Annotated in this window: 14 protein-coding genes, 2 tRNA genes and 1 pseudogene; 10 read left to right on the top strand and 7 right to left on the bottom strand. The window is 48.5% G+C overall.

Annotated elements, in window-relative coordinates:
* The first annotated feature begins 133 nt into the window (after positions 1 to 133).
* Both AC3OH0_RS00875 and AC3OH0_RS00870 read left to right on the top strand, forming a co-directional pair.
* A tRNA-Glu gene (locus tag AC3OH0_RS00875) sits at positions 134 to 208 on the top strand.
* 252 nt (positions 209 to 460) lie between these two features.
* Positions 461 to 937 carry a hypothetical protein gene (locus AC3OH0_RS00870; RefSeq protein WP_498344413.1) on the top strand — a complete coding sequence of 159 codons (477 nt, stop codon included), beginning with the start codon at positions 461 to 463 and terminating at the stop codon, positions 935 to 937.
* 96 nt (positions 938 to 1,033) lie between these two features.
* On the opposite strand, the gene AC3OH0_RS00865 is transcribed toward AC3OH0_RS00870, so the two are convergent.
* Positions 1,034 to 2,428 carry an RAD55 family ATPase gene (locus AC3OH0_RS00865; protein ID WP_498344412.1) on the bottom strand — a complete coding sequence of 465 codons (1,395 nt, stop codon included), beginning with the start codon at positions 2,426 to 2,428 and terminating at the stop codon, positions 1,034 to 1,036.
* 128 nt (positions 2,429 to 2,556) lie between these two features.
* On the opposite strand from AC3OH0_RS00865, the gene AC3OH0_RS00860 reads away from it, so the two are divergent.
* A complete protein-coding gene (locus AC3OH0_RS00860; protein ID WP_498344411.1) occupies positions 2,557 to 2,913 on the top strand; it encodes a hypothetical protein in 357 nt (118 codons plus the stop codon).
* Positions 2,914 to 2,917: 4 nt separating this feature from the next.
* On the opposite strand, the gene ppa is transcribed toward AC3OH0_RS00860, so the two are convergent.
* The 5 genes from ppa to AC3OH0_RS00835 all read right to left on the bottom strand — a co-directional run bounded on the left by ppa (position 2,918) and on the right by AC3OH0_RS00835 (position 6,183).
* Positions 2,918 to 3,448, bottom strand: coding sequence for an inorganic diphosphatase (ppa, locus tag AC3OH0_RS00855; RefSeq protein ID WP_498344410.1), 531 nt, complete (start codon positions 3,446 to 3,448; stop codon positions 2,918 to 2,920).
* A gap of 59 nt (positions 3,449 to 3,507) precedes the next feature.
* Positions 3,508 to 3,918, bottom strand: a complete 411-nt coding sequence (locus tag AC3OH0_RS00850) for a hypothetical protein (protein ID WP_498344409.1) — start codon at positions 3,916 to 3,918, stop codon at positions 3,508 to 3,510.
* 89 nt (positions 3,919 to 4,007) lie between these two features.
* A complete protein-coding gene (gene sucD / locus AC3OH0_RS00845) occupies positions 4,008 to 4,877 on the bottom strand; it encodes a succinate--CoA ligase subunit alpha (RefSeq protein WP_498344408.1) in 870 nt (289 codons plus the stop codon).
* 1 nt (position 4,878) lies between these two features.
* Positions 4,879 to 6,009, bottom strand: a complete 1,131-nt coding sequence (gene sucC, locus AC3OH0_RS00840) for an ADP-forming succinate--CoA ligase subunit beta (protein ID WP_498344407.1) — start codon at positions 6,007 to 6,009, stop codon at positions 4,879 to 4,881.
* An 89-nt stretch (positions 6,010 to 6,098) separates the two neighbouring features.
* Positions 6,099 to 6,183, bottom strand: a tRNA-Leu gene (locus AC3OH0_RS00835).
* Positions 6,184 to 6,263: 80 nt separating this feature from the next.
* Between AC3OH0_RS00835 and AC3OH0_RS00830 the strand changes: the two genes are divergently transcribed.
* The 7 genes from AC3OH0_RS00830 to AC3OH0_RS00800 all read left to right on the top strand — a co-directional run bounded on the left by AC3OH0_RS00830 (position 6,264) and on the right by AC3OH0_RS00800 (position 11,543).
* Positions 6,264 to 6,812: a flavin reductase family protein gene (locus AC3OH0_RS00830; protein WP_193436663.1), complete on the top strand. Its 549-nt coding sequence runs from the start codon at positions 6,264 to 6,266 to the stop codon at positions 6,810 to 6,812.
* A 53-nt stretch (positions 6,813 to 6,865) separates the two neighbouring features.
* Complete coding sequence (locus AC3OH0_RS00825) at positions 6,866 to 7,549, top strand: phosphoribosyltransferase (RefSeq protein ID WP_498344406.1); 684 nt, start codon at positions 6,866 to 6,868, stop codon at positions 7,547 to 7,549.
* A 3-nt stretch (positions 7,550 to 7,552) separates the two neighbouring features.
* The gene (locus AC3OH0_RS00820; protein WP_498344405.1) at positions 7,553 to 8,374 is read left to right on the top strand and encodes an S-methyl-5'-thioadenosine phosphorylase; all 822 of its coding nucleotides are present in this window, start codon (positions 7,553 to 7,555) and stop codon (positions 8,372 to 8,374) included.
* A complete protein-coding gene (locus AC3OH0_RS00815) occupies positions 8,335 to 9,252 on the top strand; it encodes a hypothetical protein (RefSeq protein WP_193436661.1) in 918 nt (305 codons plus the stop codon). Before AC3OH0_RS00820 ends, AC3OH0_RS00815 begins: the two co-directional genes overlap by 40 nt.
* 37 nt (positions 9,253 to 9,289) lie before the next feature.
* Positions 9,290 to 9,628, top strand: a complete 339-nt coding sequence (locus tag AC3OH0_RS00810) for a hypothetical protein (protein ID WP_498344404.1) — start codon at positions 9,290 to 9,292, stop codon at positions 9,626 to 9,628.
* The gene (locus AC3OH0_RS00805; RefSeq protein ID WP_193436659.1) at positions 9,625 to 10,515 is read left to right on the top strand and encodes an ATP-grasp domain-containing protein; all 891 of its coding nucleotides are present in this window, start codon (positions 9,625 to 9,627) and stop codon (positions 10,513 to 10,515) included. The genes AC3OH0_RS00810 and AC3OH0_RS00805 overlap by 4 nt, the downstream gene beginning before the upstream one ends.
* A gap of 161 nt (positions 10,516 to 10,676) precedes the next feature.
* Positions 10,677 to 11,543: a hypothetical protein gene (locus AC3OH0_RS00800; RefSeq protein ID WP_498344403.1), complete on the top strand. Its 867-nt coding sequence runs from the start codon at positions 10,677 to 10,679 to the stop codon at positions 11,541 to 11,543.
* Here the strand turns inward: AC3OH0_RS00800 and AC3OH0_RS00795 are convergent.
* Positions 11,536 to 11,761, bottom strand: a pseudogene (locus AC3OH0_RS00795) (metallophosphoesterase family protein); the annotation flags it as partial. The gene AC3OH0_RS00800 and the pseudogene AC3OH0_RS00795 sit on opposite strands and share 8 nt — an antisense overlap.

The following is an 11,761-nucleotide window of genomic DNA, read 5'->3' as shown; positions in this document are numbered from 1 at the left end:
GGCCGGCGTCCTAGTCCAGGCTAGACGACCGCCGCTTCAAATATATGAATTCCGACCCGGAGGTTTTAAACATTCATGATTGGTTAAAAAGTAAAAAATATTTAGGACTCACTAATCCTATTTTCATAAGGATGCCGCCGTAGTATAGCCCGGCCAAGTATGCGGGCCTTTCGAGCCCGTGACCCGGGTTCAAATCCCGGCGGCGGCATACCCTACCTGCCGCAATCCTGCTAAGCCTGGTTGTCTAAGTTATAGAATCCTACACAGGTGTCTGCATTTAAGAACCCGCCCCTAGGGATCGGGGATGGGCGAGATTTCGCTCACAGCTTGCAGGGCTTATCGAAATAGATCCCCTATTTTCACGGGAACGTGTGGTTCTCCACCGCCTCGCTACTTTGTAGAGTAATGTGAATATATTTATGAGAGAAGCTGAATTAACTAGAGAGGAGGAGCATTCGGGATGATTGGAAAACTAATCTACTGCTCCGTTGAGCTTGAGGGCAGGGTTGCATCTCTCTACCAGGAGCTCGCATCACTCGCTGAGGGTAGAGAACAGTTTGCCTCGCTTCTTTTGAAGCAGATCGGGCTTGAAAGCATGGTTCACAGCGAGGTTTTCCGCTCACTGGGCGTGAGTTTAGGGTTGTACGAGGAAACAGGAGAGTGTCAAACACTAATCGGTGGTGTTTGGACTAGGGTTGAAGAAGCTCTTTCAAAAATTAAGCAACAGGGAAAGTCTGATGTCAGAGGTGTTTTGAAAGAACTAGTATCCTTGGAGGGCTTTGTAGGGGAGGAGACGTATCATAGACTCCTCCTGCCATTGCTGGAGAAAGTCTTGCGGGATAGGGATTCCCTTAGGTTAGCCAAGCTCGTGTTGGAGAAGATTATCCAGGATGAAGGCTTCCACGAGAAAGCTGTGAATAGTATTCTGAAATACTAGTTAGGAGCTTACGGTTTACTGGTTATCACGTTTTATTGATTAATGATTTCTCCCAGGGTTTCTTGAAACGTTTTGGAGGCGCTGAGTTAAGAGGTCTCACTCGCTGGGAAATGCCTTCTTTAGAAGAGCTTTAAACTCGCTTCTAAGCTTGTTTAAAACCTCCTCGTTCAGCTCGATGGTGCGGGGTTCGCTACCTCTTCTCCAAGACTGGATAATTGGAACTGTACTGCCATTCTTCTCGACTAAGCGGGTTTGGACAACCACGTCTGAAAGGGCTGCGTTCATCTCACACCAGTCTCTAGGTGTGCAGGCTCCGAATCTCATAGTGGTGACCCCTTTGTTCTTTGTCCATATCAGCTCGTTCACTAATGCGTTAAAGTAGTCTTTTTCATCGAACAGTTTGCTGAAAACCTCTACTCCGTGGAAAACGATAACATCTGGCTTAGACTTCTCAAACTCTAATATTGAGCGGGAGTATAATGATGTTAACGCCTCTCCAGCCGGGTTGACTGATTCTACAACCATATACTTGTCAACCAGCCTATGTGCTTCCTCTCTTGAAATCCCTGCGTAATCTGCAAGTGCTTTCACAACGCTATCTAAAACCTCGTCCTTCGAGTAAACGTAGGATGTTAAAAACACCACCATTTCATTCGAAACCAGGTAGTCGAGGATGAAAATAACTGGTATTGCTGACCGTGCAAACGGGTCGTAGGTGAAAAAGACTACCTCACCCCTCAACAGCCTCGGAATAACCTCCCTTGTTAGGGAAAGAGTGTTCTCGAGAGGGGTTCCGTCTCCTAGGAATATTCTCTCAGGAGCAGGGGGTGGAAAAACCAAGATGCCCTCACCCTCCACTATCTCGAATGGGAACTCTACCGCCCTAAGCGGGGCTCCCCGAATCTTTCTAATCTCCATCCTCCTGTCCAATAATCCGCGAACTACATGGTGTTTCAAGATGATGACGATATCAGATACAAACTCTATTGATCCCAGGTTAACTCTCTCCTCACCCAGCGGTATCTCTGCAAGCAACACCGTTATCCCCTTAATGGTTCTCGAAACCTCGTAGAAAAAGTTCTGCAATAACATCCTCTGCTCATCCTTGTTCTTCACTGGCTCGAGAAGGGCGTTTATAGAGTCAACTACGATGACTCTGTAAGAGTCCGAGGAGAGAAGAACCGATAACTCCCTTATCAAATCATCAACCAGGGTCATCATAGGAAACCTTACGTGTTTGAACAAGCCTTTCTCTTCAAGCCCTTCAAGATCGAGCCCAAGCCTCCTTGCATGCCTGTAAAGCTTCTCCTTGTCTTCTTGAAAACTAATATATAAACACTTATGTCCAATCCTAGCATTAGCGTGACATAACTGTAATGCGAGAGTTGTCTTCCCAGCACCAGGATGGCCGACTATGACCGTCAGCGTCCCTGGCTGGAAAGCTTCGTTAAACCTTTTGTCAAGCTCCTTCAAGCCGGTGGTAAAATCCAATAGTTCTCACGCCCACTTAATCCTAAACCGTATCAATATACTTATATAATTTAAAGAATTCTTTTATAATTTTTGATCCTATTCACTTTTTAAAACCCTTTGAAGCAATATATAAAAGTGTGATTTGCTTGCCGCTCAAGACTTTTGATAAACGACTGAAAAAGCTTGAAGAACAGTCGAAACGCATAGGGCTCGCCCTGAGGCACGTGTTGGAAGAATTTGTTTGCAGGGCGAACGCGGGAACTGGGTGCACCGATTTATTCGACAGTAATCCCGGCAAGCTAAGGGATCTACTGCGTGAATATTACGAAGGTAATATTAATACTGTTAAATTCCTAGTGAGAGAGATGTATATAGTTCCCCTCCTCATTCTCGCAGATGAGGAATCATCTGGAAAGGAGGAGTTTTTGACGGAACTCTTCATCAAGGATCCTGATGCTTTTAAAAAAGAAGTAGAGCTTCTACTGGAAAAAATCAAGCCTTAAAAACCTATTTCTTTGAGAATCTTTCAACAGCCTGCTTAATCATCTCCAAAGCCTCGCTCCTACCCCTCCAACCAACAACCTTAACCCACTTGCCCTTCTCCAACTCCTTGTAGTGCTGGAAGAAGTGCTCGATCCTCTGCCTAACAGCCTCTGGGAGATCGCTCACATCCCTGATACCCTGGAACCTCGGGTCTATCTTCTCAGATGGTACCGCAACTATCTTCGCATCCCTGCCCTTCTCATCCTCGGTTTCCAAAACACCAACCGGCCTGGCCTTGACAACTGAGCCGGGGAGGAGCGGGTCATACGATACCACTAGGATGTCGACAGGGTCTCCATCCTCCTCAAGAGTCCCTGGTATGAACCCGTAGTTGAACGGGTAAACCATTGAAGTATAGAGGATTCTGTCTACGAAGAGCACGCCGGTCTCCTTGTCCAGCTCGTATTTAACCCCGGAGTTGATAGGTATTTCGATCACAACGTTAACTTCATCCGGAGCCTTGGATCCTGGACCAATCTTATCATACATGCTCATATAGCCCACCATTCCTTAAGAAAAAGATAAGTTTGACTAGATTAAAAAAGAGTAAATACCTAAAGCCTTAGGATGAAGGATGAAGGAATACCTTCCTTAACCACGACAGTTATCCTGTTGGGGACTTCGACACCGCTCCACGGCTCAAGAGCCTTCTTCAAGTTCTGAAGGGTTAGTATCGTCCTGTTAATTCTCTCAATAGCTTCCTCGATAACCTGTAGCTCTGATATAGGGTCTGGGTTTACAAGAATCTTCGCATCCTTCAAGTCTATGACTTTACCCGGGCCTGAAATATCCTCGCCTGCAAGCGTCTTCAACAACTCCTTCAGCTTCTTAGCCTGCTCGGCCCTTGCCCTAGCGTCCTCAAGCTTCTTCAAGTTCTCAGCTAGCTGCTGCCTTAGGGAGGCTATTGTTTCATCAATGGATTTTATCACTTCCGAAAAGGATGCATACTCTTTTATTATGTACATTCAAATCCTCCTCTTCATCTCTCGTTATTAATATGGTGAGGATTATTATAAAAATATTATTTATTATTATAAAAATCTTCAAGTAAAACCTACCTTCTCTCCAGCAGGAATGGTATTTGAGAAGGTGTCTCTGCAACAGGTATGCCCGCTTCCTCGAGAGCCCTCCTCTTAGAGGGGTAGTCGCCAATACCCATTGAGATTATTGCGCCTGCGTGACCCATTCTCTTCCCCGGAGGAGCTGTCCTCCCAGCAATATACGCTACCACAGGCTTCTTCACCGGTAAGCTAGCGTAGTATTTTGAGAATCTTTCCTCAGCATCACCCCCTATCTCGCCTATGAGAACCACTGCTTTTGTCGAGGGGTCCTCGCTAAACATTTTATAAACCTCTATGAAGTCTAGGCCTGTGACAGGGTCTCCGCCAAGGCCGACCACTGTTGAAACCCCCATGCCATGCTTGGCCAGCTCCCTTGCAACCTCGTAGGTGAGCGTTCCACTCCTAGATACTACGCCTACCGTTCCCGGGCTGAAAACGTGCGATGGCATAATGCCCAGCTTGGCCTCACCAGGAGTCATTAAGCCAGGAGTGTTGGGACCAACTATTACCACTCCCTTTCTTCTCGCGTAGTTGACGAATTTCAGCTCGTCGTGAAGCGGTATTCCCTCCGTTATAACCACTACTAGCTTAACACCGTTGTCGATCGCCTCGTATACAGCATCCGGGGCGAACCTCGCTGGTACGAAGATTATTGAGGCGTCAACCTCGCCGAGCTCCCTCACTATCTCTCCAACAGTGTTGTAGACTGGGACCCCGTGAACTGATTGCCCCTTCTTACCTGGAGAGGTACCAGCTATAATTCTTGTCCCATACTCTAGCATGAGCTTTGTGTGGAAGCTTCCCTCCTTGCCTGTTACTCCTTGAACAATTACCCTAGTGTTCTTCGAGAGGAGAATGCCCATGTCAACCACCCCTTGAATACTCGACGATTTTACGCACCGCTTCATCCATTTCAGAGTAGACGATTATGCCTTTCTCCGAGAGGATCCTCCTCCCCTCCTCCTCGTTGGTTCCAAGCATTCTCACGACAACGGGTTTTGAAACACCTGTTTCAGCCAAGGCCTCGAGAATGCCGTGGGCAACCTCGTCACACCTGGTTATACCGCCGAAAATATTCACCAGCAGGGTTTTCACCTTGGGATGGGAGAGCAGCAGCTTAACGGCTTCCTTAACCCTTTCCCTCCCCGCTCCCCCTCCTATGTCGAGGAAGTTCGCGGGCCTGCCCCCGTAGTAGAGGATGGCGTCCATAGTGGCCATTGTGAGGCCCGCGCCATTGCTGATCACGCCTATATCCCCGTCCAGCTCAACATAGTTGAAGCCGAGTTCCTTAGCCTTCTTCTCGCAAGCCGTGAGGCCTCTCCCATACAGAGCTTGTAGCTCGGGGTGTTTGAACAAGCTGTTATCGTCCACTATGATTTTCGCGTCGAGGGCGACAAGCCGGTTGTCGCATGTCAGTGCGAGCGGGTTGAACTCGACTAGCTCCGCATCGTAATCAATCATTATCTTATACATGGCCGACAGAACCTGGTCCACCTGGTTGCCGAGAGACCATGGAACCTCCATGAATACTGCAGCTTCCCTACCCATGTAGGGCGAGTACCCGATCGAAGGATCCACGCTCATCCTCCTTATTTTCTCAGGGTACTTCCTCGCAAGCTCCTCGATCTCCACGCCGCCCATTGAGGAGACCAGGTAGGTAATCTGCCTCGTAGCCCTGTCAACAGTTATAGACACGTAGTACTCCCGGGATATGCAAACCTTCTCCTCAACAAGGAGTTTTTCAACCCTTTCCCCCTTGATCACCTTGCCTAGAAGCCCCCTCGCCTTCTCGTAGGCGTCACCAGGGTTTTCAGCTTTTAAAATACCGCCGGCCAGCCCCCTCCCCCCAACCAGCACCTGGGATTTCAACACCACGCTGCCGAACTCCTCAGCCGCTCTCACAGCCTCCTCAGGAGTGGATACCACTACTCCGCGAGGGGTTTGAACCCCATACCTCCTAGCAATCTCTTTAGACTCGTACTCGAAGAGCTTCAAGCAGAAACACCGGTTTCAAATAATATTCAGCTACTACTTAATAAAACAACCGGGAGGGCTGTCGTGGAGGTTTCAGAATCAAGGAGTAGTGCGGGGAGTGGGATTTGAACCCACGCAGGCCTACGCCACCGGGTCCTCAACCCGGCCCCTTTGGCCAAGCTCGGGCATCCCCGCTTCAAAATCATTAATTGCAGGAGGCCTTTTATAATCTTTAACTACCCTGGGCAATATATTGATTAATAGGGTGTTCTCAAGTGTATGTTGAAGTATCGCCTAACGAATACCATGTCCTCCATCCGAGGCCAGTATACTTGATAGTTTCCAGGAGCAGGGATGGAAGGCTTAACGTTATGCCTGCATCATGGGTTTCACCAGTGTATGACGACCCATTTCTCATAGCTGTTTCAATTTGGAGCGGTAGCCTCACACACGAGTACGTAATGGAGACCGGTGAGCTAACCATCAACATCTTAAGCGAGAAGCACGCTGAGCTCGCCTACAAGTTGGGGACGGAGTCGGGGAGGGATGTTGACAAGTTTAAGAAGCACGGGCTGAAACCATATCCTTCAAAAACAATATCGACACCTGGTCTTGACGGAGTGCTAGGGTTTGTTGAATGCGTGGTAAGGGATAAGCTACGTGTCGGGGAATCCACGCTGTTCATATGTGAGTCGAAGGCTGTTCACGTTGATAAAGAGGTTTACGAGAAATACGGGTGGAACCTGTCGAAGACGAGCATACTGCTTCACGGGGCTGGTAAAAGCTTCACCACCACGAGCAGGCTTATACGGGTTTCCAAGTAGTTTTCATGAAATCCTTAAATTTGTAGCAACCATTAATATCTTATGTGATAGAGATGCCTAGGGTTCGAACCCAGCTGGTTTCATGGAGCGAGATCGTTGACTGGACTAGAAATCTTGCGAGAATAATCAGGGAGAGTGGTTTCAAGCCGGATCTCGTTGTGGCTGTTGCAAGAGGGGGTTTCGTCCCGGCAAGGCTCCTGTGCGACTTTATGGGCATCGATAATCTCGCAAGTATTCAGAGCCAGCACTGGACTGAAGCTGCTAAGGCTGAGGAGAAGGCTATTATAAAATTCCCCATGATCATAGATGCTGAGAATTTAAACATACTCATCGTGGACGATATTGTTGATACTGGTGAAACACTTAAGCTTGCGAGAGACTTTATCGCTGAGAAGTGGAAGCCTAGCAAGGTTAAAACCGCTGCACTCCAGTGGATAAGCCCTGTGGCAAAGTTCAAGCCCGACTACTACTATATTGAAGTAAAGGAATGGATATGGTTCCAGTACCCGTGGACAAGGCTTGAGGATACCTACCAGTTTATTAAGAGAATGGTCTCGGAGACTTTCAAGGAAACCGGGAAAACAGAGTGGAGTTTTAACGAGATAGTGGAGGGTTTCAAGGAATGGTACGGTATCGACGTGGGCGAGGAGTATTACAGGGATGCTTTAAACGTGCATGTTGATAAGAAGATTCTTGAATACGATGGTTCGAAGAAGGTATACAGGTTTAAGGTGTAGGATATGCTCGTGGAGACTAGGGAGAAAGCCTTAATCGGGGTAATAGGCGGGAGCGGAATATACGACCTCCCAGGCCTTGAGAATGTGAGGGAGGTTAAAATCTACACTCCATACGGAGCACCCAGCGATAACATCATCCTAGGGGAGTTGAAAGGCAGGACCATAGCATTCCTCCCCAGGCATGGCAGGGGGCATAAAATCCCGCCTCACAGGATAAACTACAGGGCGAATATCTGGGCGCTGAAAGCCCTGGGCGTTAAATGGGTTATAGCTTTCTCCGCTGTTGGAAGCCTCAGAGAGGACTACAGGCCCGGGGACTTCGTCCTCCCAGACCAGTTCATAGACATGACCAAAGGAGTTAGAGGGTTCACGTTCTTCGAAGGCGGCATAGTGGGGCATGTGAGCTGTGCAGACCCCTTCTGCGAACACCTCAGGCAGGTAATCCTTGAAGCTGCTTCACAAGTACCCGAGATCAAGATCCATCCAAAGGGAACATACGTTTGCATCGAGGGGCCGAGGTTCAGCACGAGAGCGGAGAGCAGGGTTTGGAAGGAAGTGTTTAAAGCAGACATCATAGGGATGACCCTGGTTCCAGAGGTTAACCTTGCGTGCGAGGCTGAAATGTGCTACGCCACCGTGTCAATGGTGACGGATTACGATGTCTGGGCTGAGAAGCCTGTGACAGCTGAAGAAGTGGTTAAAACAATGGGCGAGAACACTGTTAAAGCGAAAAAGCTGCTTCCGAAGATTATTGAGAGGCTTCCCGAGAAGCCGGATGAGAAACTATGCAGTTGCTGCAGAAGCTTAGAGACCGCTCTAGTATAGCTTTTTTCTCAAAGCTTATAGGGGACTTGGAGAAGGAAGCTGTAGCTCTCGGAGGCGTTATTGAGAGTTTCCTAGCCAGTAGTAGGAAGCCGTTGATAATAACTTATAATAGACAGGGGTATCTGCCTGCTTCAACAGCGTACTGGCACATAGCTACGGTAGACCCGGAGCTGAACACGCTGATAAGCGATATCCCCGCTGTTTCCCTGTACACCCTTGCCTACCGGGAGGGCTGGAGGGTTCTCGTCTTCGCGAGCAACCCCTACACCGGGTTGCTGAACACTATGCAGGTTTCAAGAATACTTAACCACGAGCTCCTCGCTGTAACATCGAAACCCATGGATGAGAGGGTTAAGAGGATTCTCGACAACTACGGCCCAGTGTATGTTGAGAGAGCGGATGAGCTTGAGGCCTCGCTCACGATGGCTCTAGGCGTGAACCATGCTCTCTCAAGCCTTTATAAGGACAAGCTTGAGGCGAGAGGTGCAAGGCTTTTCCAGCACAGTAAGGAGGGGGTGGTTCCCTTGATAGAGGAGCTCATAGAAAGATATTCCGAGCCCTTAACGAAAATTATTTCGCAGAAGGAGGTGCTGCTTACTTCAAGCAAGCTGATGGAGGCTCCAACGCTATACCTGGGCGAGTCGTTGAGACGGATTGGCGTGAACGCCAGGTTTGAAAACGCTGAAAACGTAGCAGGACCCGGGTCAATAGTGCTCGTGTCAACAAGCGTGGAAGACTATTATGTCAAAGAACTCAAGTTTCAATACGCTAGAATGGGGTTGAAAACCATTGACCTATCTTTCAACACCGACCCCTTGGAAGCCGGTATTTACCTAGGGCTACTCTCGCTCTACATTGACAAATTAAGAATGCTTTAAAACATCCTCAACCTAGATTCTCTTAAGAGGGTTCACAATGTCGAGTAAGCAGAGTAAGAGAATAATTGATTCGGCATTAATAGCTGCATACGTAGGCGCAGCGATATCTTCCTTCAGCCTTGAGCTCAACTATGTCATAGCCGGCTCGCTAGTGATCCTAGCCTCCCTGATACTTATATTCAAATACACGGGTCAAGCCAGCAGAAGCGAGGCGAGAACCCTAACCTATCTCTCAGCCACCGTCATCGTCCTGGGAGGTCTCACCGGGATTGCGCTAAACAGCTTCTCAAGCATTGCGAGCGTTCTCTACACAGCCGGGTTAAGCCTGCTAGCGCTCGCCTACTCCTTAATGGTTTCAAGGAGGAGGAGTGCTTGAAGATCGGTATAATAGACTATAGGCGGGAGCCGCCGGGAAGCGTTAACGATCTTTTAGAAGCCGCTAGGAGAAGAGGTGTTGAAGCAGTCTATTTGAAACTGCCATTGATGGATGCGTTGATTGATGATGGGAGGATAGTTGTTAAGCAGAGAGATGAGCCTGTTAACATTGACGGGGCAGTGCTACGAGGAATAGGGTTGGTTATGAGCCTGGACGTGTTTGAGAAGAGGCTGGGGGTTCTTGAAGCACTTGCAAGCACGGTGCCCGTGATAAACAACCCGTTCAACGCTTTGATCGCGAAGGATAAGTGGAGAAGCCTGGTAAGGCTCTCGCTTCACGGCCTCCCAGTCCCGGACACGATGATTACTGAAAACCCGTTCTCAGCTATGAGGTATGCCCAGGCGAAGAAGAAGATTGTTTACAAGCCGCTAATGGGGAGCCTTGGGCTTGGCAGCGCCCTGATAGAAGACCCTGACCTAGCCTTTCAGACCACGAGGAGCTTGATGAACATTGGTGTTCCCAGCTATCTCCAGAAATACTTGGAGAAGCCGGGTTATGATTACAGAGTATTCGTAGTAGGTGGGAGGGTGATCGGAGCGATGAGAAGGGTGAGCAAGAATAGTTGGAAAACGAACATTGCGCAAGGCGCCCAGGGCGTCCCGGTGAGAGAGGAGGAAGCGCCGGAGATATTCGCAACGGCTGTCAAGGCTTCGGCGATTCTTGGGCTGGATTATGCTGGTGTAGATGTTGCGGAGGATGTTTCAACCGGGAGACACTATATTTTAGAGGTTAACGCGTTCCCCTACTGGGAGGGCCTGCGGGCTTCAACCGGTGTAAACCCGCCGGACTACATTATTGAACACTTGATAGAGAAGATTAAAAAGTGATCGTGTTAACTCGTTGAAAGATGCTGTTTTAAAGGAATGTTAACATAGTCTTTTTCAAGATGATGAATAGTAAACCGTCGGATAAGTGAAGAAGAGCTCTCATCCTGATTTCTAACACATTAATAATTCCTTATGTGATAAAGGATTAAATGGGGTTTGAATTGACCAGTGAAGTAGTTAGAAGCCTCATACACGGGGCTTTAGTCGGTTTAGGATCCTACTTCAAACCGGGAAGTCTTCACAGGTTGAAGCCTTTGAAAACCTATGATGAAGCATCATGCAACATTGTATCATCCCTCCCGCTTCTAGAGGAGGCTTTCTCGCTGGGGGAGAAGGTTAGGAAGGGTGAGCTAAGCTTTGCAAGCATTGAACTAGGGAAGATTATTGCCAAGCTTCTCAGAGAGTCTTACAGGTTCTGCAACACCTGCCACCCCTCGTACACTGTGCCTTTACTGGTGTTTTCAATGGCTATCGGCCACAGCAACGTTGTAAGCATCACGGCTGATTCAAGCAAGTTTAAGAGAAGCCTGGAGCTCATTCTATCGGTAAACAAGCCGGGAGAGGTTAAATCTGTGGTGGATGCTTTTAAAACTGTTGGAAGAAGCGACCTCTACGAGCACTTGTATTCAACAGGTGTAGATCAGCTAACACTTGTCAAATCCGGTGTCTCATTCAGCGAAGTATTTAAAACCCTCGGGTCTAAGCACCCGGCATTCACGCTTTTAGAATCCAGGGACACCCCGTTGTTCAACTACTTGAAAAAGCTCTCCGAATACTATAAGAAGACAAGGGATTTGAACAACACGCTCGTAGCGTTCTACCTGGACCTCTCAGAACCATTCTTGACCGCTGAAGCGAAGAAGCTTGTCGAGGAGGCAAGGAGCCTTGGCTTAATGACAAGCAAGGAGGGTGCTAGAAAGCTTTACGAGGCTGACCTACAGCTAGGCAAGCAGGGTATTAGCCTGAACCATTTAGCAGACATCGTATCAGCCATGGGGGCTGTAGCGGTTTTCGAAGGATTCACCTAGGCTTAGCAAGCCAGTTTAAAATACTCCTCCTAGGCTTAACCTCGATGACTAGGATTCTCCCCCTGCCTGGGAGGGAGGCGTTGTAAACTAGTACATTGTTTACAACCGTGTACTCCACCACGGCGTTGTGAGCGTGGGCGTGGATCACAAGGTCAACTAGCTCTGGCTTAACCGCCTCGCTCATCCTCTGCGAGGCGAGATAAGGATAGATGCTCGGC

It is taken from the genome of Thermosphaera sp. (genome assembly GCF_059755995.1).
The sequence above is the reverse complement of the archived record's forward strand: the minus strand, read 5'-3'. Positions and strand labels throughout refer to the sequence as shown.

Bases quoted from the DNA above. Each gene is read 5' to 3' on its own strand.
- AC3OH0_RS00815 (WP_193436661.1), top strand. From the start codon at position 8,335: ATGCAGTTGCTGCAGAAGCTTAGAGACCGCTCTAGTATAGCTTTTTTC.
- ppa (WP_498344410.1), bottom strand. From the start codon at position 3,448: ATGAGCATGTATGATAAGATTGGTCCAGGATCCAAGGCTCCGGATGAA.
- AC3OH0_RS00825 (WP_498344406.1), top strand. From the start codon at position 6,866: ATGCCTAGGGTTCGAACCCAGCTGGTTTCATGGAGCGAGATCGTTGAC.
- sucD (WP_498344408.1), bottom strand. From the start codon at position 4,877: ATGGGCATTCTCCTCTCGAAGAACACTAGGGTAATTGTTCAAGGAGTA.
- AC3OH0_RS00820 (WP_498344405.1), top strand. From the start codon at position 7,553: ATGCTCGTGGAGACTAGGGAGAAAGCCTTAATCGGGGTAATAGGCGGG.
- AC3OH0_RS00810 (WP_498344404.1), top strand. From the start codon at position 9,290: ATGTCGAGTAAGCAGAGTAAGAGAATAATTGATTCGGCATTAATAGCT.
- AC3OH0_RS00870 (WP_498344413.1), top strand. From the start codon at position 461: ATGATTGGAAAACTAATCTACTGCTCCGTTGAGCTTGAGGGCAGGGTT.
- AC3OH0_RS00850 (WP_498344409.1), bottom strand. From the start codon at position 3,918: ATGTACATAATAAAAGAGTATGCATCCTTTTCGGAAGTGATAAAATCC.